Origin of the sequence: Methanosarcina sp. WWM596 (assembly GCF_000969965.1) — an archaeon.
In the GTDB taxonomy this organism is placed as follows: domain Archaea; phylum Halobacteriota; class Methanosarcinia; order Methanosarcinales; family Methanosarcinaceae; genus Methanosarcina.
On the sequence record NZ_CP009503.1, the window covers coordinates 1,393,084 to 1,415,328 of the forward strand.

18 protein-coding genes and 2 pseudogenes are annotated in these 22,245 nt (G+C 39.2%); 10 read left to right on the forward strand and 10 right to left on the reverse strand.

Annotated elements, in window-relative coordinates; all coding sequences use genetic code 11:
* Position 1 precedes the first annotated feature (1 nt).
* Positions 2–907, reverse strand: coding sequence for an ABC transporter ATP-binding protein (locus MSWHS_RS06215; protein WP_197074031.1), 906 nt, complete (start codon positions 905–907; stop codon positions 2–4).
* A gap of 1,739 nt (positions 908–2,646) precedes the next feature.
* On the opposite strand from MSWHS_RS06215, the gene MSWHS_RS06220 reads away from it, so the two are divergent.
* The 3 genes and pseudogenes from MSWHS_RS06220 to MSWHS_RS06225 all read left to right on the forward strand — a co-directional run bounded on the left by MSWHS_RS06220 (position 2,647) and on the right by MSWHS_RS06225 (position 4,457).
* A complete protein-coding gene (locus tag MSWHS_RS06220; RefSeq protein WP_048126889.1) occupies positions 2,647–2,991 on the forward strand; it encodes a hypothetical protein in 345 nt (114 codons plus the stop codon).
* A gap of 505 nt (positions 2,992–3,496) precedes the next feature.
* Positions 3,497–3,652: pseudogene (locus tag MSWHS_RS19040) on the forward strand (DUF1699 family protein); the annotation flags it as partial.
* Between the two features lie 397 nt (positions 3,653–4,049).
* A complete protein-coding gene (locus MSWHS_RS06225) occupies positions 4,050–4,457 on the forward strand; it encodes a DUF1699 family protein (protein WP_048126891.1) in 408 nt (135 codons plus the stop codon).
* Positions 4,458–5,251: 794 nt separating this feature from the next.
* On the opposite strand, the gene MSWHS_RS06230 is transcribed toward MSWHS_RS06225, so the two are convergent.
* From MSWHS_RS06230 to MSWHS_RS06245, 4 genes are all read right to left on the reverse strand, one after another.
* Positions 5,252–6,433 carry a MarR family transcriptional regulator gene (locus MSWHS_RS06230; RefSeq protein WP_048126894.1) on the reverse strand — a complete coding sequence of 394 codons (1,182 nt, stop codon included), beginning with the start codon at positions 6,431–6,433 and terminating at the stop codon, positions 5,252–5,254.
* An 89-nt stretch (positions 6,434–6,522) separates the two neighbouring features.
* Positions 6,523–7,590 (reverse strand): hypothetical protein, encoded by a 1,068-nt coding sequence (locus MSWHS_RS06235; RefSeq protein WP_231585613.1) that lies wholly within the window; start codon positions 7,588–7,590, stop codon positions 6,523–6,525.
* 193 nt (positions 7,591–7,783) lie between these two features.
* The gene (locus MSWHS_RS06240) at positions 7,784–8,152 is read right to left on the reverse strand and encodes a transcriptional regulator (protein ID WP_048126897.1); all 369 of its coding nucleotides are present in this window, start codon (positions 8,150–8,152) and stop codon (positions 7,784–7,786) included.
* Between the two features lie 614 nt (positions 8,153–8,766).
* Positions 8,767–8,970: a hypothetical protein gene (locus tag MSWHS_RS06245; protein WP_048126899.1), complete on the reverse strand. Its 204-nt coding sequence runs from the start codon at positions 8,968–8,970 to the stop codon at positions 8,767–8,769.
* Positions 8,971–9,796: 826 nt separating this feature from the next.
* Between MSWHS_RS06245 and MSWHS_RS06250 the strand changes: the two genes are divergently transcribed.
* From MSWHS_RS06250 to MSWHS_RS06260, 3 genes are all read left to right on the forward strand, one after another.
* Positions 9,797–10,756, forward strand: a complete 960-nt coding sequence (locus MSWHS_RS06250; protein ID WP_048126901.1) for a hypothetical protein — start codon at positions 9,797–9,799, stop codon at positions 10,754–10,756.
* Positions 10,757–11,214: 458 nt separating this feature from the next.
* Complete coding sequence (gene tnpA / locus MSWHS_RS19050; protein WP_082088120.1) at positions 11,215–11,676, forward strand: IS200/IS605 family transposase; 462 nt, start codon at positions 11,215–11,217, stop codon at positions 11,674–11,676.
* 200 nt (positions 11,677–11,876) lie between these two features.
* Complete coding sequence (locus MSWHS_RS06260) at positions 11,877–12,527, forward strand: hypothetical protein (protein WP_048126902.1); 651 nt, start codon at positions 11,877–11,879, stop codon at positions 12,525–12,527.
* Between the two features lie 374 nt (positions 12,528–12,901).
* Here the strand turns inward: MSWHS_RS06260 and MSWHS_RS06265 are convergent, their stop codons facing one another.
* Together MSWHS_RS06265 and MSWHS_RS06270 are read right to left on the reverse strand one after the other, a co-directional pair.
* On the reverse strand, positions 12,902–14,275 hold the full coding sequence (locus MSWHS_RS06265; RefSeq protein WP_048126904.1) for a HEAT repeat domain-containing protein: 1,374 nt from the start codon (positions 14,273–14,275) through the stop codon (positions 12,902–12,904).
* 396 nt (positions 14,276–14,671) lie between these two features.
* On the reverse strand, positions 14,672–15,370 hold the full coding sequence (locus MSWHS_RS06270; RefSeq protein WP_048126906.1) for a hypothetical protein: 699 nt from the start codon (positions 15,368–15,370) through the stop codon (positions 14,672–14,674).
* Between the two features lie 208 nt (positions 15,371–15,578).
* Between MSWHS_RS06270 and MSWHS_RS06275 the strand changes: the two genes are divergently transcribed.
* On the forward strand, positions 15,579–16,322 hold the full coding sequence (locus MSWHS_RS06275) for a carbonic anhydrase (RefSeq protein WP_048126908.1): 744 nt from the start codon (positions 15,579–15,581) through the stop codon (positions 16,320–16,322).
* A 525-nt stretch (positions 16,323–16,847) separates the two neighbouring features.
* Here the strand turns inward: MSWHS_RS06275 and MSWHS_RS19055 are convergent.
* Positions 16,848–17,106, reverse strand: a pseudogene (locus MSWHS_RS19055) (transposase); the annotation flags it as partial.
* Between the two features lie 174 nt (positions 17,107–17,280).
* A complete protein-coding gene (pncB, locus tag MSWHS_RS06280) occupies positions 17,281–18,486 on the reverse strand; it encodes a nicotinate phosphoribosyltransferase (protein WP_052722611.1) in 1,206 nt (401 codons plus the stop codon).
* Positions 18,487–18,775: 289 nt separating this feature from the next.
* Here pncB and MSWHS_RS06285 point away from each other — a divergent pair, with 289 nt between their 5' ends.
* From MSWHS_RS06285 to MSWHS_RS20065, 3 genes are all read left to right on the forward strand, one after another.
* Positions 18,776–19,960: a PLP-dependent aspartate aminotransferase family protein gene (locus MSWHS_RS06285; protein ID WP_048126910.1), complete on the forward strand. Its 1,185-nt coding sequence runs from the start codon at positions 18,776–18,778 to the stop codon at positions 19,958–19,960.
* Positions 19,961–20,152: 192 nt separating this feature from the next.
* Positions 20,153–20,653 (forward strand): type 1 glutamine amidotransferase domain-containing protein, encoded by a 501-nt coding sequence (locus MSWHS_RS06290; protein ID WP_048126912.1) that lies wholly within the window; start codon positions 20,153–20,155, stop codon positions 20,651–20,653.
* An 89-nt stretch (positions 20,654–20,742) separates the two neighbouring features.
* Positions 20,743–20,880 (forward strand): hypothetical protein, encoded by a 138-nt coding sequence (locus MSWHS_RS20065; RefSeq protein WP_156148083.1) that lies wholly within the window; start codon positions 20,743–20,745, stop codon positions 20,878–20,880.
* A gap of 595 nt (positions 20,881–21,475) precedes the next feature.
* Here MSWHS_RS20065 and MSWHS_RS06295 read toward each other — a convergent pair.
* Positions 21,476–21,907: a metal-dependent hydrolase gene (locus tag MSWHS_RS06295; protein ID WP_048126915.1), complete on the reverse strand. Its 432-nt coding sequence runs from the start codon at positions 21,905–21,907 to the stop codon at positions 21,476–21,478.
* Positions 21,908–22,245 lie beyond the last annotated feature (338 nt).

The window sequence follows — 22,245 nt, forward strand, 5'->3', positions numbered from 1 at the left end:
TTTAGTCCTCCGTTTCGTTTTTCTTGCGATTTTCTATTTTTTCGATTTCTCCATCCCTGATGTATACAACCCTTGTTGCATATTTCACCAGTTCTAGGTCATGGGTTACAATGATAATCGTCTTGCCTTCCTTTGTGTTCAGTCCGTCCAGAAAGTCCAGGATATAGTCTCCCGTTTTCGTGTCCAGGTTTCCTGTAGGCTCATCTGCCAGGATTATGGGCGGGTTAACAGCCAGGGAACGCGCTATGGCAACCCTTTGCCTCTGTCCACCTGATAACTGAGAAGGAAGGTTTTTTCTCTTGTCCGAAAGCCCGACTATATCAAGCAGATATGCAGCCTTTTTACGGGCTAACTGTGCGTCTTCTTCCTGGAATTCCAGGGGCAGGAGTACGTTTTCTTCCGTACTCAGCGTGGGAATAAGGTTAAAACTCTGGAATATGAAGCCAATCATCTGTCCCCGGATGCGGGCAAGTTCGGATTCAGCAAGTTCTGAAATATCACTTGAATTAAGGAAAACCGTGCCTTCTGATGGTATGTCCAGGCACCCCAGTAGGTTCATAAGTGTGCTTTTTCCGCTTCCGCTGGGACCCAGAACAACCAGGAACTCCCCTTCGTAGATCTCCAGATTTATTCCTTTGAGAGCTGCAAACTCGACCTCTCCCATCTGGTAAATTTTCCAGACATCAGTCAGTTTGATAAGTGGTTCTTTCTCGTTCAGGGTGATTCTGGCTGCTTCAGAGTTTTTGATAGAACCACTGGCTGAACTGCTGTAAGGATTGTTTTTTTGATCCTCCCCTGAACCATTCTCGGATTCATCATAGAAACTCGCTGTTCTTTCAAGAGAATCCATAATTTTTGAGGGATTTAACTTTGTTTTAAATGTCCCTATAATCTCTGTAAGTGTCATAAATTACCTCTAAATAGCCAGTCATATCCGAGCTGAATTTTTCAGGCTGAGCTGAATCTTTTCAGGGTAGCTTGAATTTGAGTAACTTGATTTTGATCTTCTTTTTATTCATCCGATTTCTATCTTTTTCACTACTTTTTTCGTGATCATGTTTGATGTTCATAGACAGAGCATCAGGTTGATAGTAGCTCATGATTTTCATGACTTGCTTGAGCATCGCTTATTTAATTTTATAATAATATAATTATGATAATTTTTTGTGATTTAATTTTTTGTGATCCGGCTGGATCTTATAATGTGTCCCAATCAGACCTGATGTGGTTTTATGAGATTTCATAAGTTAATGAGGCACCGGCGAAATGCATAATGCCTCACATAGTGCCTCATCTTCTGGGGTGTAGGGTTTTTGTTGCTTTTTCTTCAATTCTTAAACGGTAACACCCGGGTGTTGTGGAGGTCTCTAATTTTCTGATTGCGAGGTACCTTTTTCAGGTGTTAGTTCCCGTTTACTCCCAATCTGACTGAAGCACCTTTCATACCGGTGCTTTATCAGCTGACTGCTCAGGAGGGATTTAAGGCAGTCAACTCCATCAAGGGCATTTAATAATAAAAGCATACTTAACTGAAAAAAGGAAATATAAGAAATGAATTTATCAATGAAGCTTTTATATGGATTTTTTGGTTAATTTATTCTTTAAACATCCTTTAATATGTAATTATACTCCCTATAAAGGGTTATTATTTGTCAGGATTATTCCAAATCGTACGCCAACCTTTCCTGAGAGCTGTTTTCGATGGAATGAGCCCTGGAGTTCAGATATTGTATTAGTTTCATGGGCATGGAGCGAAGGGATTGTGTTATCTAGTTTTAACCTGCGGTCAACCTTGGCCAAGGGAAGAACCAATGGACAAAACAAGTTCTTAAGGCTGGATAATGGGGCTGGATGAGGTGAGAGGCTCAAATCCGGTTCTGAGAGGGCATGGGGGTGAAATTCCTCCTGGATACTTACCAAGAGAAGAGCTTAAACCCATGAACCATTTTTGCAATCAAAGTTGCGCTGGCGCACCCCGCTGCAAGCAACGGGGTATTTTCGCACCACCGCTCCAAATTCTGTTAAAGGAGACAGTAACCCTAAACAATTTAGTTTGAGTAGAAGTTAACAACCAAAAAAAATGGGATTGATAAATCATATTATCATTAACGGTTACCGGGGAAGTTATCCATCCCCGCAGCAAGCTAGAGGGGTATTCGACTGAAAATAATGTTTAGGAATGATTATTGGGAGAACTGGAACTATAGATCAATTCCCAAAACTGAGATTTTGAAGTTATATTTTTATTATTCCCAGGTATTTATTTTCAACCTACACAAAATAACGAAAAGCCCATTTAAAGGGCTTGATAAGTATTAATTACATTATTTAAGGTTGTATCCATATTTAGACGTCTTATAAATCTTTTTTTATAAATTAAATGTCCTTAAACCCTTTATTTTGGTAAGTAACTTTATTTTTAACAAAATTCATTACAGGGATGTCAGCCAATGACGGTTGATAAGATTATTTGAATGCAGCAGGACTTATACGTTGAACTGAGAAAACTGAAGCATTCTTTAAGCAGTCTAAATAAAAGTAAGATTTGTTTGTGCTTTATTTTGAACCTCACGTGAACAAGTCCTGTGTAGAATAAATCCTCTCAATAAAATTGTATTAAATTGACAAGAATTAGGAGTAGGACCTATGAATAAACAAATATTTGATCGAACAAAAAAGCTCATGTGTATTTTTACGCTGGTCTTTTTTGTAATTTCATTGACAGCTGCGTCGGCAAGCGCACAGTCAAATGATGCTAAAAAATGGAATGAAGAAAAGGCAAAATGGGATAAAGAAAAGACTAGTTGGGAAATACAGAAGAAAAACTGGGACAAAGAGAAGAAACAGTGGGAAAAGAAAGATAAAAAAGGAAGCGATTACAAAAGCTGGTTAAATAATTATAAAAAATGGTTAATCAAATATAATATCTGGGAAGCTAACCACGAGAATTGGAAAATAAAGTACAATGAATGGAAAAATTGCCAGTTCTAAAGTTGACTATTAAAGTACACCTAATTATGGCTGTAAAATAAATTGATTTCCTGATAGGATTTACGCTCTTGAACAAAACAAAGCACGAACTGATTCATCGCGACGCTGTTTGATGTTACATGCTATTGGTTTCTCAGTTCAAGGGTGTAAGTCCTATTTGTTATTTATAATTGTTTCTTGTACATAAATATGCTTCATGACAAAGCTCTATTTAATTTAATTTAATTTAATTATATTAAACTAGTTTATATTATCAATAATTTAATCAGTTTTTAGAAAAAAATATAATATGAAATATAGTAGTAGTGAAGCAAAAATAGAAAATCAGCTTATAATAACAGCTATTATTCCTTTTTTCGCTCTTCTAGATCTATTGATAAAACCTGATCTAAAAAATGTCTCCAAAATGCAATCAAATTAATTTTAGTCAATAAGCTAATTATTTAGAACCTGTATGTGTGATTTATATCAACATATAATTCAAAAAATATCTGGAGAGGGGAATCTGAAAATTAGAATAGTTAGTTCAAGAGAAGAAATCTTTACATAAAATCCTAATGAGTGTATTGTTCACCTGGCATTCAGACCTTCAAACAAGGACATCTTTGGATTGATTGAAACATGTCCGAAAACTGAGGCGATCCAGTTACCTGAATCTTATGTGAATATAGCCAAAATTAATTGAAAAACAAGTGAGTGATATCTATGGAGTACGTAAGTAAAACATGCCCAATTTGTGGGAGTGAATTTGTAGTTCTGAAAACGGTTGAGGAAAAGGCAATCTACTGCACACTTAAATGCCTTTTAGCATCTCAGGAGAAGATTAAGAGAGAGAAAAAATTTCCTCGTTCATGTTTGCATAAGCTATTCTGATTCATCGTAAACAGTATAATTTTTTACATTTTCCTTTAACTTAAAGCAATTATTAATCTAAAGCAGTTAAAAACTAAAGCAATTATTAATCTAAAGCAGTAAAAACTAAAGCAATTATTAATCTAAAGCAGTAAAGACTAAAACCGGTTTAAATTAAGAAATAACTTAACAGTGAGGAGAAACACATGAGAATCAGAGTAGTCAGTTCCAGAGAAGAAATCTTTACACTTTATCCGAATGAGCGTGTTGTTCACCTGGCCTTCAGACCTTCTAACAAGGACATTTTTGGATTGGTTGAAACCTGCCCGAAAATTGAAGTTATTCAACTGCCTAAATCTTACAGGCGCACGGTCTCAAAGTCCATAGAAATGTTCCTTGAGATGCAGAGAATCCAGCTTATCGAAGGAGATGTCTGGGGCCACAGGAAGGATATAAACGAATATTATGGTATTCCATCCTCAGTGATTGAGAAGATCAAAGAACTGAAGATAGAAGGTACACCTGCTGAGAGAATCGAAGAAAAGGTTGCAAAGGAGAGCAAGCTGAACCCTGAAATGATTGCTTACATCATGACAAAAGAAATTCCGGTCTAAATTAAAACAGGATAAGGTATGACTTTTTTAACTCTGCTGGAGATTAGATCTTATAGCTCATCGAGTTCACACCACTTTGATCTAATCTCCAACACATCCTGAGACTTTTTATTATTTTATCTTGAGACTTTTTATTATTTTCTGGTCTTCATATTTTCGCCCTTTTTTATGCAAAACAATAAAATTTTAATTATATCGAAATAAATCTCGATTTATGGGAAAAGGAAACGTCGCAATAGATAAGTCAATGATAAAACGGTATTTGACGGTAAAATAATGATTCCTTTGCCAAAAGTTTTGGTTGGAAATCGATACTATACTATGTTCTCCGCATTATCTCCTATTCATTTTGGTGATTGTGGCAATAAGTTATATGTGTACTCTCACTACATTCGTTTTATTTTATCAAGTCACGGTACTATAGCTCGCAATGTTACATACTGGTTTTGTCCTGTTTGTAAGAAACCTTTTCATGATCAGATTATTGGCGTTTTTGGTTCTGCAAGTTATCGCCATGAAAGAAAAAGCCATTTTGGATTTTGAGGTAACTGACCGATTACCATCAGTTGAAGCTCTTATTCCTCTTTTCATACGAATAAAAAACCGATTTCCTGAAGGTAAAATATTATAGATTGTTTCTGATGAAGAGAAAGCTATCATTGGAACTGTAAAGAGGGTGTTCCTTGAAGTAGCTCACTCCTTTTGTATGTTCCATTAATTGAAAAACGTTTGCAAAGAAGGTGGGTTTATATAGATATGATAAAAACAGTAAGGAATGTGAGACCCAGGGAACTTTACCTTCTCTCATCCCGAAGGATCACAACATTCCCACGTCCCCGCTTGAACTTTTCTATCAGCTCTCTTCTTTCCAGGTCTGCAAGCATAAGGCTGACTTTTCCTTCGGAATATTTCAGTTTGCTGCGGAGGTCTTTCTGGGTAATCCGACCTCCCTGGCCCCGGATTATATCCATGATTTCTTGGAGATCTGCCGGAAGAGGGTAGTTCTTTTTGAGAACAGGGGGTTCTGGTTTGGGTTCAGGCGCCCGTGCTGGTTCTTCAGGAGACGTTTCTTTGTCTTCTTCGGTTTCCTGTTTAAGGGTTGCAGATTCTATTTCAGGTATGAGATGCCTTTCTTTGATTTCGGCCTTTTCTTCCTTTTCCCATACTTCAAAATCTGACTCCCTTGAGAGTTGGTTTTCTATGGGTTCTCCAGGGAGTTCCTGTTCAGTTTTCGGCTCAATTCTTTCATCAGGCACTTTTGCTGAAAAGCCGGGTGTGCTTACAGGCACAGAGAGTTTTTCTGTTTTATGTTCTGCTTTTTCTTCCGAAAACCTGTTTTTTTCCAGTTTACTTTTTTCCAGTTTACTTTTTTCCAGTTTACTTTTTTCCAGTTTATAGTTTTCTGTTTTATTATTCTCTATGCTTCTATGTTTCTGGAACGTGTAACCGCCAGCTAAAAGAAGAGAAATTAAAAGGGCTGCAAACAGATAATATCCGGTTGAAGAGGTAGACCCGTTTATTTCACCGGGTTCAGTGATACTTACATTACCAACTCTAGCGTTATCGGCATCCGGGTTGTTAATTTCCTTATCTACCGGGTTTTCGGAAATCACCATTTCTTCAGAACTGTCCATCAGTTCTTCGGAATAAACAGGGAGGAGCAGGAGATCAAACACATAGCTTCCTTCTCCTATAATTTTAACTGTCTTTTCGGCTGAATAGATCAGAGTACTATTTTGATAATAACTGGCTTTAATAAGGTAGTTTCCAGGCTCCAGTTCAAAAGAGTACAGGCCGTATTTAGCCACCATGGACTGAACGGGAGTGGAATTTACTTCAACAACAGAATTTTCCAGGGGTTCGAAAGTGTCCCAGCCGTACACCTCTCCGTGGATTGTAGCTGTGCTGTCTGCCGAGGCAGGTCCTGCAAAAAGCACTGCGGCAGCAACGCAGATAGTGATAACGTTCAGATTCATTTTGATCAGGAAACCCGGATTACGGTTTGGATTCTCTTATCTTTTCGGACTTTATACTTATATCTTTTTCATAACTTTATAGATTCTCTTTAATAAAGTGGATTTTTTTCAATAAAGTTTTTCCTATCCATCCCGGCTTCCGGACCATGTGTACCCACCGCAGCAGTCCGATTCTCCATACGTCCTGGTCTTTCTGGGCTCATTTTTTCTTCAAAAAATGAGTTCACAGCCCATTGTTCTTCTTTTGTTATTCCATCGGCGTCTTCTATGCTGTATGTCCCGTTTCCAAAGAATGCTGCGTATCCTTCTCCATCTGCCTCAACAGTGATATTTTCGCCACTGAGCAATAGCATTTTGCGGGAACCGGAAATTTCCACATCCGCAGACTGTATATGGTAGATGAGCACATTTTCCTGTCGCTCATCTCTAATTTCAAGTGTGTAATCTCCTTCGATTTGGATTGTAGAATCAGGGGAAAGCTCCATTATTGCCATTTCACCTTCCTGCAGGTGCAGATTGAGGTCAAAACGGCCTATCAGGGTAACCCTCCCATCTCCTTCTGCACTGAGCCGGTCCAATTCCTTTAATTCTCCACTTCCGGGCATCAGGCGCTTGAATTCGTCAAATATGTCTTTAAGGACTAGGTTGGCTCTAATCATGCTTTTCTGTGACTGGATTAGATACTCCTTTTCTGAGCTTCCCACTGGTATGCCGTCTTCTGAATCTTTATTCACTCCAGAGCTGCTGTCTTCTTCTCCTGATGAAGATGCTGCAAGGGCTCGGTAATTCTTTGCCTCTTCTACAAGGCAGCGGTATTCTTCAAGCAGGGATTCAAGCCTGCTCACGTCCTTTCCCTGCTCTTTGAGGTACTGAACCCCGGGATCAAGCCTAGAAGATATAAACTCTGCCTTTTCTAGGTTCTCATCTAGCAGGAATTTTGCGTTTTGTAGGGAATGAGCTGATCTCCGACCCTCAGGAGGCATATCCGAAGGTGGATCACGAGGATATATATGCATATCGGGGATTTCATGACCCGGCAATCCATGGGGATCAAAAATGCTACTGTAAATATCTCCAGGAGCCTTATAAGTAGAAGGCTGTGCCTGTGAATCAACACACCCTGAAATTATAATAACTCCTATAAGTATAAGAATCAAGGTTAAAAATTTTATTTTCATGCTGGTCTAAACCTTCCGGTAAACATCACTGGACTCTATATTTTATTTATGTTATTATATTTTAATATTTGCTTTAGCTCCGTAAATTTGCCTCGAAAGCATGCCTGTGGCATTTTCATAACCCGGGCTCACAACAAACCCCCAAAAACTCCGAAACAGCCGAAACATCTGATCATTCCGGACTTTTCAGACTGAGCTGCCGGAGCATCGTTAAAATGAGGGACATATCCGGAATGTTTTTTCCAGGCAGAAGGATAATTACCTGCTCTACTGCCTCATAAATCTTTATTTCTCTTCCTTTCCTGCTCCATTTTACCTGCCTTACCCTTATCAACCTGGCTTCAAGAAGAGAATCCAGGTTGTATTTGAGGGTATTCAGGCGCATTTCAAGTTCATCTGCGATATCTGCTGCAGACATAGATCTCCTGTCAAGCAGCTTGAGGATCCTGATCGAAGTCTCATTAGAGAGAAGCCGGGCAATTTTCCTGGAATCTTCGGAATGCTGCAGGATCAACAATTTTTCCTCCGGGTTTTCAGGCATTTTTTGTCTCCGGTTGTTTCTAAATAATTTGGTCTGAATAACATGATTATTTTTATAACTTCTATAATAGTTTCTTTAAAACGTTTATAAGACTTCTATAATTGTTTCTTTAAAACGTTTATGAGACTTCTATAATAGTTTCTTTAAAACGTTTATGAGCTGTCAGGAATAGCCGAAGCCGTTATTTAGCAGGTATATAGGTCTTGCACATATGGTCTCGATTATTTGCTTCAGCCGAACCTTTCATAATTGCATAGTACGAGATGGTACGGTATGAAAGCGTATGTGAGGATTTATTCTGTGAGGATATTTCTTCTGTAGTTGGTTGGATTGTGTATCATTCGGCATATTCCTGATCATGTTCTGTATCTGAATTTAAAGATAAAAGTATACTTACTTTTCCGGTTCTATTAAATTATTGGGTTTAATAATTACCCTTTAAGAGGGCTTATTTTTACATTTAATGCTTTATAATCCTTAAATATAGCATTTTGAGAGGTAAGGTTTCCTGAAAGTTTTTGAACAATATTATACTTTATTTATAAGCTGCCCTTACATTTGAGAGGTGCATCCTGATTCCTGGGTCATATTATTACAAATCCCTCAAAATAACCTCAGAGAAACGATATCGTGTAAACAGTCGTGTAAACAGGTAATGAATAAAAATCTATACCTGATCCTGCTAATCTGATGAACTCTTCTTTTTTGCCACTTAAAAACTCATTATTTTTTCTGATTTCTCCCCTGGTTTTTCTTTCTTTCTCTCTTTCAGTCTTACCTCTTAATTTCTCTATCTGGCAAATGAAACTAAGTATCATTTAATGATGCCTTTTTTATTTTCTTTTTCATTACACAAATCCAGGGCAAGTGAAAATCTTTGGAAAAAGAGGTGTAGGCTTTGGGAAAGGAGGCGTAATCTCTGGAAAAAAACGGGTAGCTTGTAAAGTTTTATATTTTTCAGTAGCGTTGGGCAGATTTCATGCCTGATTTAGTGGGCAGATCGCCCGTACCGCTGCACCCAAAAATCACTATGTCATGATTAGCCAGGACTATATAATGATTGGTCGTTATTATGTTATAATTAGTCGTAATTATATTATTGTTAGTCATAATTGTGTTATGATTGGTCGTTATTGTGTTATGATTGGTCGTTATTGTGTTATGATTGGTCGTTATTGTGTTATGATTGGTCGTTATTGTATTATGATTGGTCAATATCGTATATACTTGTATTATAATTGGTCAAAATTGTATATACTTGTATTATAATTGGTCAAAATTGTATATACTTGTATTATTATTGGTCATAACTATATTATGGTTAGCCATGTTATCTCTAACTGTTCAGGTAGCTAATTATTACATACATTTCCCCAATTTAAATATATGGTATTTTAGGGTTTTAATAAGCTTCATGTTGTTTATTTAAGCTTAATTTTACTAATTAAGATTTATAAAAGCTTTTTTTCAAAATTTAATCCATTATTTATCTCTATTTCTGAAAGTAAGCTTATATTTAAGCCAGTTCTTTTATAGAATGTCAACCGGTGAAAAGCCGACTGGCTTGAATTAAACAGAACAAAGTAAACAGAACAAAGTAAACAGAACAACGTAAATTAAAAGAGTAATTGACAGAGGTATACTATGAAGAAACAAGTAGTAAAATCAGTTGCCAGTTTTGCGGTGGTGCTGATGGTCTTAAGCATTATCCCTTATGGTGCTTTTGCTTTAGAAAACGGGGCCAATACAAATCAAAAAAGTGCAACAAATGAAAATGGATTTGGAAAGATGATGCCAGGGGGTATGAGGCATGGGGGTGCAGGGCCCGATGAAACGCGTGGTATGGGGCTCGGTCCTGCTGAAAATATAACCGAAGAAAATTTCGACGATGTTCAGGCTGAAATGCTTAATTCAATTACTGAAAGGATTGCTGAACTTCAAAGCATGTACAGCAACGTAAGTGAGGCTGCAACTGCAGAGGATCTGCAGGCAGTTTTGATCGCAGAAAGGCAGGCAAATGCTGAAAGGGCAGGTCCTGGAGAAAAGAGTGGATCTCCCTTTGAAGTGTACGGACCTCGCTTCTTTGAAATCGAGAACTTAACTGATAAAAACTTTGCTGATGTTCAGACTGAAATGCTTGATTCCCTGCAAAACATGACCGAAAAGCTTGAAGAAATACAGACCAAGCTCACAGAAGCAGGGGATGAAGACAGGGCTGAAGAGCTTGAAGAGAAAATCACTGAGATTCAAAACCTATATGCTGAAATAAGCGGGGCTCCTACGGCTGCAGAACTGAAAGAAATTGTATTTGCTCATCTGCAGACACAGGCAATAGAGTCCTTTGAAAAGGAAATTGAGTCTCTTAACGCCAGGGTTACAGAGGATGGAAACACAAATGATGAACGGTTAGAGGACAGGATTACGGAAATCACTGCCCTGATTGCAGACGTCGAGGGTGCTGAATCCCTTGATGAGCTCAAAGAAATTATGTCCTCTGAAATGAAAGATAAAAAAGGTCCAATGCAGAAAGACGGTCGTGGAAACATGCCAGGACGCCATGGCAGCATGCAGGATAACAGCATGGATAACGGCACCGAGGCCTGATCCTCTGAGATCATCAAAAAAATACCCCCTTTAAAGATCTAGGGTGAGAAACCAATACTGAAAATTTATGTTAGAAGATCAATCCACTAAAATCCATACCAGGGGCAATCAATCCTGAATAAAAATTGAAAAGACTTCCTGAAGGAAGTCCCTCAAAACTACACCAAATATGATACCAGAAACCAATATAAAGGGAATGGATAAATAGAGCATGATACACCTCTCCCCATTCTTTTTCTGGTATCGATTGCCTTCTGGATAACCGGATTGATTTTATTACTATGGGAGTGCAGAGGGTCACGAATACCCTGACCTTCAGGTCGGGGATGAAGTGAACCCTCGCTGGCTGTTTTGTATTCGCTTAAACTGTATCAATCATCGTTTTTTTGTAAAATGAGGTTTTTTGACACCATAGCCACAGGTGGTTCCAGCTACCTATGGCTAGGATGTGATAAGCGTTGGAATTGCGCAGTTTTAGCCATGGCTATGGTCAGATTACCTACCACATCGTGTTGGTGCCTAAGTATCGATACAAGATATTCTACAATAAACGAGTTAAAAAGGATTGCGAGTCTATATTCCACAATATTTGCACAGAGAAAGGCTACAAAATCCATGCTCTGGAAGTTGTAGATAATCATGTTCACCTGTTCCTGGAATTCCACCCAAGCACCTCTCTATCAGAGGTGGTTCAATACTTGAAAGGAGGTAGTTCTTACAGATTGTTCAAGCTTCATCCTGAACTGAGAACACGATATTGGGGTGGAAGTCTATGGTCAAGTGGTAAATTCTATCGATCCGTTGGAAATGTAACCGCTGACACAATCAAGCACTACATTAAGGAGTCGCAGGGAAAACCGAAAACAGAGGTTCAATCATATAGATTAAAGTCTAGGCAACGGAAAATTGACGATTTCTAAGTACCAGAATAACCGGGCGGGCGGCCCATCAGCATACCCCATCCTTTAGGTTGGGGTGGCCGCACGCAATTTGATTTTCTTTGTTTTTTCAGATTACATATTCCAAAATTACATATTCTAAAATTTTATATTCCAAAATATTCCAAAATTTTATCTTTCAGGGTATTATCCGAATGAAAAATTCATAAGAGGTTATATTCATGAAACTTTTTGATTTGATAAAAATCTTTAACCCGAAAAACATTTCCATTTTTTCGGTTTTACTGATAATGTTTAGCATAGTTCCCAGTTGTGCACTTGCTGTGGAGGAAATTACACAGCCTTCATTCCCGGAAGAAGATTTTGACGTTATGCAGAGCCGAATGATTGAATCAGTCGATAGAATGATAGAAGCACTTGAGAACTCTACAGAAGACCTTGATGCCGATACCCTTGAATTGGTCGAAGAACTGATAAGTGGGCTTACATCGATCAAGGAAGAAATTTCCAATGCCGAAACGACATCTGACCTCCAGATGGTTAGAGAAGAGCTTGATACTCTGCTTGAAGCGGTTCCTGAAGAATTAAAGAACATTTCCGGATTTGGAATGGGTCCAGACTCTGAACAGGCTCAGAATGGAAGTAATGTCCCTCCCCGGGGCGCTGGTAACATGTCCGAAGGACGCTCCGGGATGCCAGAGAGAGCTAATGTAATGAGTGAAAATGCAAGTATGGATAAACAGAGAATGCCTGACAGGGCATCTAATGAGCAGGAAAAAGCAGGTATGGAAGAAGGCAACGATAACGCTCTATCTTCTGAATCCGGTTTCTTTGAAAAGCTTATTAACAGCCTTAAGTCTCTTTTCAGCTGATTCTTTTCAGCTAATACGGAAGGCGGCCTGAAGTTTAGATTATTTTAAAGCTTCAGGAGCAAAAATTGAAAAAATAGTAACTATTCAGCCTGCCAAAATCAGTTGAATGATATCGATTTTGATGAAACCGATATGTCTGATTACTAACCAATGGTTATTGAAAAAACGCAATCAATAGTCAACAATCAAATAAAATCAATTCCCAGAAATTTGCTTATTGAATCTTAATACAGATGGCTATTGATGTTGTTTTTCCCAGGTTGAATATTTACAAAAAATAGAGCAAAAATAGAACAAAAAGGACCTATTGGGGATAAACTAACCCCCTTCACAAATTCTACGTAACTCCGGGACAGAATAACTGTTCAGGTGCCTTATTCTGAAACCTTGAAGCTTGAAGTTCCGAGGGTTTTTACCTTTTCCAGGGTACTGCCTGATTTTTCAACTTTTTCAAGAGCCCTTGATGCAGCTTTTCTTACGGAAAAGTCAGGATTTTCAAGTGCTCTTGCAAGGCCTGAAACTGCCTCGGGAGTACCTATTTTTTCAAGTGCAGAGATTACAGCTTTATGTATCAAAGCCTCAGGATCCTCTAGGACTTTCAGCAGTTCATGAACAGCTTCCTTTGCCTTCAGGTCTCCAAGTGATGAGGCAGCAGCTTCTTGCACAGTATTTTTTGGATCATGGAGAGCTTTCAAAAGCCCTGGAATAGCTTCTTTTTTGCCTGCCCTACCAAGTCCTAAAGCTGCAGCCTCTCGAACAGAACTGTCAGGGTCATCAAGGGCTTTAACCAGCCCTTCAACAGCTTCAATCGTTCCGATTTTCCCAAGTGAGTTTACTATCATTTTCCTTACAGGACTATCATGGATATCAAGGGCTTTAACAAGACCCAGGGCGGTTTCAGGGTAAACAATCTCAGCAAGTGCATCCGCAGCCCTACTTCTCAAATACCAATCTGCATCATCAAGCTCCTTCAAAAGGGAGGGAACAACTTCAGGTGTGCCCACTTTCCAGAGAGCTTCTATTGAAGCCTTCCTTACTTTTCTGTCAGAAGCGTCCAGCGCTTTTACAAGAACAGGTACTGATCCCGATGCACCTATTATTTTGCAGAGGGCTTCTGATGCCGCCTCCCGTACTGGCTGCCTTGAATCCGTCAGCATTCCCATCAGATTTGTAAGGACATCCGGGTTGCCTCTTTTCCCAAGGGTTTCTACAGCTTGCTGCCTTATCATGTTATCCGGGTCTTCAAGAGCTTTTATAAGCCCGCAGGCTGCTTCATAAGTATTTATTTTTCCAAGGGCCATTATTGCGATTTTTTTAAGGGGAATATCTGAACAACCAAAAGTTTTCGTAAGCCCTGAAACAGCTTCTGGAGATCCAATTGTCATCAGCGCTTTTACAGATTCTTTCTGTACGAACTTGTCCTCATCACTGAACCCCTGAACAATTCCGGAAACTGCCTCTGATGTGCCTATTTTTCCTAGAGCAATTATTGCAGTCTTTTTGACAGGACTTTCAGGGTCATCAAGCATTTTTACCAGATCCTGTACCGCCGCAGGATCATTAATTGTTCCCAGAGCTTCTGCAGCAGCAGTTTTTACCTTCGAACTGGAGTCTTTAAGTGCTTTTATCAGAATGGGGACGATGTCAGGATCTCCGGTTTCCCCAAGCTCTTTTGCGGCAGCTGCCCTGTTCCCCGCGAAAACAGAGCGTTCTACCTTCTTTATCAAATTCTTTTTATTCTCATCCATTTCTTTCCATCCCAATAAGTGTAAAGACTTAGCATAAATCTTAAAAAATGTCAGTCGATTTTTAAAATTTATATATTGTAAGCCTTTAAAAAAATAATTATTTGTTCAATGTTATTATTATATAGTTAATGCTTCAGTGAGTTGCAGTTTTATGTATGTGAACATTTAATTTAGAGCATGAAAATCTAAAAATTCCTTTTTTAATTTTTATGTAGATTATCCCCTAACATACTCTGTTTTTTAATATATTACATTCAAAGATATATGAACCTTTAGATTGTTGATTCTGATTAATTAAAATCTATATATACTATACAGGCTTTCAAATCTGGTTTTCAAAAACAGAAAGATAACTCCGGGAAAGGCTGTCAGTAAAGAAGTAAAGAATTGAAATCATCAATATAGAGAATTTGTAAACGAAGGAAAATAATAGTAAGCTCCGAGTAGAATAAATAAGCTAACTGCAGGCACTGTGATATTGTCATCTATATTTTCTATTCTTTCCACGAATGAGCATACTATTCCTGCAAAGATTCCTGCTATTCCCATTTTTGCGCCGATAATTATGCATACCACGAGCATACCTGCTGTTCCTTCCCAGGCTTTTGTCCTTTTATTATATTTCAGGTTCCTTATTATCCCAGTAATTCCATCCCCATATGCCATGAAAAGCACTGGAATCACTCCAAGCCAGAAAGTCCTGTCAATATACCAGGTAAAAAACACAATCAATCCCCAGCTCAACGTGAAATCCACGTCATAAATATTTTCCGGGTCCTGGAACCAGTACATCCGTCTGTTAAGTTTATGCGGCACATACGTCGCAAGAGCAAGTCCAAAAGCCATAGCAGCTGGCAGGATAGGTTCGTGAGCAACAAAGGGAAGCAGCATTGCCGTCAGCCCTCCTGCTAAAAAATGGATGGCTTTTCTGGAGAAGTATATTGAAGAATTTATCGACCTTCCTTTTTTTATAGCAAATTCGTACATCTTTTTTGAGAGAATAAAGAGGACAAGCAAATTCCAGGCTGCAAGCACCGAAAATACAGGCAGGTCGGAAAATATGAATTTCCAGGGAACTTGAAGTACAGCCTCCATGACATTCTCTATATCTTTTAAATATAAGGCTTTTTGGATTTGATGAAGTTCTGGAAAAATCGGGTTTACTGATAAATTATATTGGATAAGTTTGCACCACCCTTTTTATTATCTAAATATTTTTACTTTTATTTTTTTAACATTTTTTAAATAAAAATAGAAATGCCTAAATAATTTCTAATCTTCACACTGTTATTGGAGGATTTTTATGAAACTAAACAGGATCTTTATGGTACTTCTCCTATCCCTATCCCTGACTCTTGCTGGAAGCGGGTGTGTCTCGCAGGGTGAGGGAGCAGAAGACGGAGAAAGTGTGGACGCAGTGATTGAGAGCGAGACTTCGAACATCCGGGCAAACCCTGTGACTCCCTGGAATCTCGAACCAACCGAACCGGTTATTGATCCAACTGCCTATATTCACCCTCAGGCATCAGTAATAGGTTATGTAACAATAGGCGCAAATGTAATGGTTTCCCCAATGGCTTCGGTCAGGAGCGATGAAGGAATGCCGATTTTTGTAGGGAACGAGACTAATATCCAAGATGGGGTTGTGCTCCATGCTCTTGAGACGATTGATGAGGAAGGCGAACCTGTGGAAAATAACCAGGTTGAGGTTGACGGCAAAAAATACGCAGTTTATGTTGGAGAAAGGGTTTCTCTTGCTCACCAGGCTCAGGTCCACGGCCCTGCTTATGTTGGAAATGACACATTCATTGGCATGCAGGTCTTTGTTTTCAAGGCTAATATAGGAAACAACTGTGTGCTTGAACCGACATCGGCAGCAATTGGTGTAACTATTCCTGACGGCAGATACATCCCTGCAGGTACCGTAGTAACCTCTCAGGCTGAAGCAGATAAGCTTCCCAAAATTACGGATGACTATGCCTACAGGCACACTAATGAAGCTGTAGTATACGTAAATGTCAATCTGGCTGAGGGATACAACGCTTAACAACTCTGCTGTTAAAGTAGAATATTTCACAGAATAATACTATACAGGGGAAGTTTGCAGAGTATATGGAACAGAGAATATACGGAGTATATTGAACAAAAAATATACGGGAGATAAAACTTCAAAAGATGCTAGGAATTTTTAAATAAAAAACCTGTACAGAATCTTTTTTCTTTGCCCGAAACTGCCTTCTTTTTCCTGATTTCGGGCAAGCCCTCTATTTCTCTTTTCACTCCGAGTTGAGCAATCACGTAACATGTGAATTGAAATAAGACTGCAATTTTTGTTTCTCGAATTCAGTTAATGACGTAATATAGACAAATGTTTCTACCCAATATATAACGAATCATTTATAAATATAATTTTGATTTTTTTAAGTTAACAGTGAGGATTCATGAGATAAGCACCCAATGATTTATTTTTGTTGGTGGTCATTGTAATTCTTGTCCTGCCTGTAGAGGCAGTGCCCAATGAACTGTCTGAATACGATAACTTTACAGAAGAATCGGAATTATAGTTCCTGCCTCAATTAATTACACTTTTAATTTGAGGACGGAATGTTTCCATCCATTTCTTTGCAAATGATAATGACTTCTCTATTCTCGTAAACTCATCTCTGATTATATACCTTAGATGTTCTTTTGATTGAATATATCTGGCCGATAATTATATTCCTTAGATGTTCTTTTGATTGAATAAATCTGGCTGATACTTCTCTCTTTATCGATTTCCATATAAACTCTACAGGATTTAGATCTGGTGAATAAGGTGGCAGGAATACAAGTCCACTGGGCCAGATACAGTTAGTGGTTCAGACATTGCTGTTATAAAGCTTGTATCTGCACCTGATATCCCCTGACCTAAAAATAAACAGTGTCAGAGCCTATCCTCCTGAAAGACTTTCTCGGAAGGGAGATTCTTTTCCTTTTCTTCTTTCTGACTTACTTACTTATTTAATTCATTCATCCAGCCCTTTTCTTCCTACGATATAGTTTGCAACCCTCAGGGCGTCCCTTTCTCCGGTTTCTTTTTCGGGAGAGTCGCTTAATTTCACTACAGGGATACCGTTTACACTGTGGAGTTTGATTACCATATTCAGGGGAGGGCTTTCCCGGAAGAAATCCGAATTATTGGTAAGACTTGTGCCTATCCCGAAACTGCAGTTGATTTTGCCCTGGCAGTATTTTTTGAGCCGGATTGCTGCTTCTGCATTGAGGGCATCGCTGAAGACTATTACCTTTTTCATTGGGTCAATGCCTATTTTCCTGTAATGATCTATTACTCTGTCCACAAAAGTGAAAGGGTCTCCGCTGTCGTGCCTGAAGCCATCGTAAATTTTTGACAGCTTCAGGTCCATGTCCTTAAAAAAAGCCTCGGAGCCGAATGTATCAGTAAGGGCAATTCCAAGGTCTCCTTTGTAGACTTCCACCCAGTTTTCAAAAGCGAAGCGATTAGCGTACCTGAGCCCTACAAGAGCAGAAGTGCCCATGACCCATTCGTGGCCGACCGTACCTATAGGCTTTAAGCCGTACTTTTTTGCAAAATAGACATTACTGGTTCCTGTGAGGGTTTTTATTGGCAGGAGGGTTTTCATCACCTGGTCGTGAAGTTCAAAGCTTCTCCGCCTGCGGGTCCCGAATTCAGCAAAAAGGCAGCCGTTTTCCTCAAGAGCTTTTCCGATTTCCAGAATTTTTTCCCCATAGGCTGCAAGTACGGATTCGGATGTACCCGGGTTTTTTGTGTTCCCGTTCCACTCTTTTTCCATAGTTGTGAAGTAGAGTTCGGAAACCACAGCCATAAGGACAATCTCCCACAGAATCGTGCTGTGCCAGGGCCCTTTTATCCGAATATCCAGTTCTTTTTCTCCGGTGAGGCAGACTTTTACTTCCTTGGGTCTGAAACGAAAATTTTTGAGGTATTCAAGATACATGGGTTTAAGAAAAGAGCAGTTTTCATCAAGCCAGTGATACTCGTCTTCTGTCAGCCTTAATCCGGTTATTTCTTCGTCTATGACCCTTCTCAATTCGTCTACAAACTCTTCAGAGAAGCGCTGGGATCCCCGATTGGTAAAACGGTATTCTGCTTCTGCTTTGGGAAATAATTCCAGTACAGCCATTTGCATGGTGAACTTGTAAAGATCATTATCAAGTATGGATTTTATCACGGAAGGTCTTCCTTTAACGTTTTAGGTTGCTTTTGGCGCAACATCCGTAACTTTTTATTAAATTACAGTAAAGTTGAATTACAGTAAAATTGAAGTTTTTTGCTTCACATATATAGCCGGTTGTATTTTTAAAATTTCTGATTTCTGATGTACTCGCATAAAAGCAAGTTTTCTTTATTAAGTCTGGTCAAGCCTTAAACATTTTTCCATTCTTTCCCTCCAAACAAATAATTATCGGAAAGACAGATAACTATTCCGAATATTAATTTTAACAGGAGTTTTTGGGGAAATGGAAAGAAAACTTAAGTTCGCAACTAAATGCGTGCATGCAGGAGAAAAGCCTGACCCTGTCTTCGGGGCGCATACGACTCCTATCTTTCAGACTTCAACCTTTATTTTTGAGGATGTTGAACAGGGCGCTGCTAGATTTGCAGGAGAGAAAGCCGGGTATGTATATGCAAGAATCCCTCCGAACACACCTACACATGCGGTCCTTGCCGAAAAAGTTGCTGTGCTTGAGGGTGGAGAGGCGGGACAGACCTTTGCTTCAGGAATGGCTGCAATAACTGCAGTTGTGCTCACTACCCTTAAACAGGGAGACCACCTGATCTCAACGGATGTAGTGTACGGTTGCACCTACAGCCTCTTTTCAGAAGTCCTGCCCAGGTTCGGGATAGATGTCAGTTTTGTTGATACGTCCGATATAGCAAATGTGAGGGCAGCCTTTAAGCCGGAAACTAAAATGGTCTTTCTGGAATCGCCTGCCAATCCCACAATAACTGTCTGTGACATCAGGGAGATTGCCGGGTTTGCAAGGGCACAGGGCGCCATCTGCGTCGCAGACAACACCTTCGCCACGCCGTATTTCCAGAAACCTCTTCTGCTCGGGGTGGACGTTTCCCTCAGTAGCTGTACAAAATACATAGGTGGGCACGCAGACCTGCTCGGCGGGGTCGTTGTAGGAAGCAGGGATTTCATGAAAAGCCTGGGAAAGGTTGTCGGATATACAGGCGGGATCATGGGCCCGCATGAGGCCTGGCTCTGCATCAGGGGGCTTAAGACCCTGCACATCCGGATGGAAAGACATGCCGAAAACGCCCTGAAGGTTGCGAGCTTCCTTGAGTCCCACCCCGCAGTAGTATGGGTAAGGTATCCCGGGCTTTCAAGCCACCCCCAGCACGAAGTCGCAAAAAAACAGATGAGCGGGTATGGGGGAATGCTCTCTTTTGAGGTCCGGGGCGGAATTGAAGCCGGGCGCAGGTTTATGGACAGCGTCAGGCTCTGTTCCCTTGCAGTCAGCCTCGGGGCAACTGATACCCTTATCCAGCACCCTGCTTCCATGACCCATGCCTGTGTTCCCGGGCATATAAGAAATAAGGTAGGAATTAAAGACGGTCTTGTCAGGCTGTCTGTGGGAATTGAGGACCCTGAGGATATAATTGCAGACCTTGAACAGGCTCTTTCGAAATTTTAATGCCAGGCAGGAAGCGGATTCCACCTGTTTTATTTTTGGAACCCGACAAGGTATATTTGCCGATGGAATGATCTTTCATTACAACATTAAGAGCATAAAACCAGAACTACAATAAAAAACAAAAATTAAGTTAAATCGAAAAACTGGACTACAAGACTAAAACCGCAAATTGAAATCCGGAGGGAATTTCATATGAAAGCACTTGTATTCGGAGCCGATGGTTTTGAAGACCTCGAACTTTTTTACCCTTACCACCGTTTAAAAGAAGAAGGTATTACCACACATGTCGCTTCTATGAAGAAGGGATTGATTACAGGAAAGCATGGGTATGAGATCGATGCCGATATCGCCTTTAAGGATGTAAACCCTGCAGATTATGACATCCTTGTGATATCCGGTGGAAAAGGGCCTGAAAAAATGAGGCTTGACAAAGATGCCCTTGAGATTGTAAAACATTTTTTCAAAGAAAACAAACCCGTTGCTGCAATCTGCCACGGTCCCCAGGTTCTTGTTTCGGCAGGCGTTATAAAAGGCAGGAAGGCCACCTGCTGGCTAGGGATAAGGGATGACATTATAGCTGCAGGCGCGCTTTACGAAGACAATGAGGTTGTAGTGGATGGAAATTTGGTATCATCAAGGAACCCCGGAGACCTTTTTGCTTTTGGAAGGGAAATGATCAAACTGCTGAAATAATGAATATCAAAAATCTGAACCGTCAGGTGAAGATTTTAGGTAGGGGGAATTAACTACTTCAGCAGACATCAAACTATTGAGGTGAACAAATGCCAGCAAGAAAAGTAAAGAATGATAATAAAGAAAAAGAATTAATGAGAAAGCTAGAACCAATAGAAAAGGAAGAAGATACAATAGAGCAAATAGACATAGAAGAGGAGCCGACTGAAAGTAAAAAGCGCAGATAAACGGCATGTTCCTGGATTAAGCTCTGAATATGGACAGCTTGCTTTCCTACAAAATAGTGAAGTTAAGGTTCAAAAAAATACAGAATATATAATCAACAATTAATATTAATCAAAAATGTGTCAATTTCACAAAAGACAACAAATGCAACAATAGGCAAAGCAATAATCTTAACGCCAACGGTCCTTATTCACTTTATTAGCTACTTTTTATATTTACTAAAGAAAACCGAATGAAAACAATAACATTAGACTATACAACCGCCTTAATAAGCTTAATACCACCAATAATATTTTTAGCAGCAATATTTATTTTTCACAAATTATCAAGCAAACCGGTTAAGAGCTCCAAAAAAATTTCTTAATTGGGATAATTGATGGCATTTATGTGTACATCACAGAAAGTGAGTTCGATAAATGTATCATTCTGATTAATGTATCATTCTGATTAATGTATCATTCTGATTAATGTATCATTCTGATTAATGTATCATTCTGATTAATGTATCATTCTGATTAATGCATCATTCTGATTAATGTATCATTTTTTTTGTGCAGGTGGTCCTTCGACAGGCAAAGCCTTCACAAATGGTCTGCTTTATAACTCTCTAAATGATTTTTTAAAAAGTGTCAATAAGTATTTTAGTCCAGTTTGATGCGGATTTTTGCGGAAACGCCATCCCAGGAGAGGCCAAAATAAAGTTCGAGGTGATGCCCACATCTTATCTTCCATAAGGTGAAAAATAGAACCTGTTGCAAGGGTAAGGACTTTGATATCTCCACTTTTATCATATAAGTATAAACCTGTCAGAAAGAGGGTAAAAGAAAATAACAATGTATGAGCTATTATCCGTCCGTTTGCAATGGTAGAAGAAAAGATAACCATTCCTAGAGGTTTATCTATTAAGTCTGGAAGGAGTGATCCAATGACCAGGTATGTTGGATCTATAATGGTCCTTAATTGTGGTATGAAAAATGCAAATCCGAAAAATACCCCCAACGTGACGCCAATATGTCCAAAAAGAAGCATCAAAATTAAAAGATACTTTAGTTACATATAAATATGGTCTAAAGATCTGTTTCTTGCAGAACTTTTCCAAATGCACAACTTCAAATACCATCTTAGCGACTTTCAGGCTTAAATGTTAGATGCTGGCATAAAATTTACATCTTTAGAGGTTTTGTATCTTAACTGAATCCAGATGAAAAAGATTAAGGATATCATTATCTGGAAAAAGCAATTTATGGACTGCAGAAAAACTTTTGATAATGGGGAAGCCTGCCCCCATCTGCGGCTTTCCTCTTTATAGAAGAGGAAGTTATAAAAGAGTCAATCTTAAATTGAAAAAAGAGATATAGCGCTTGATA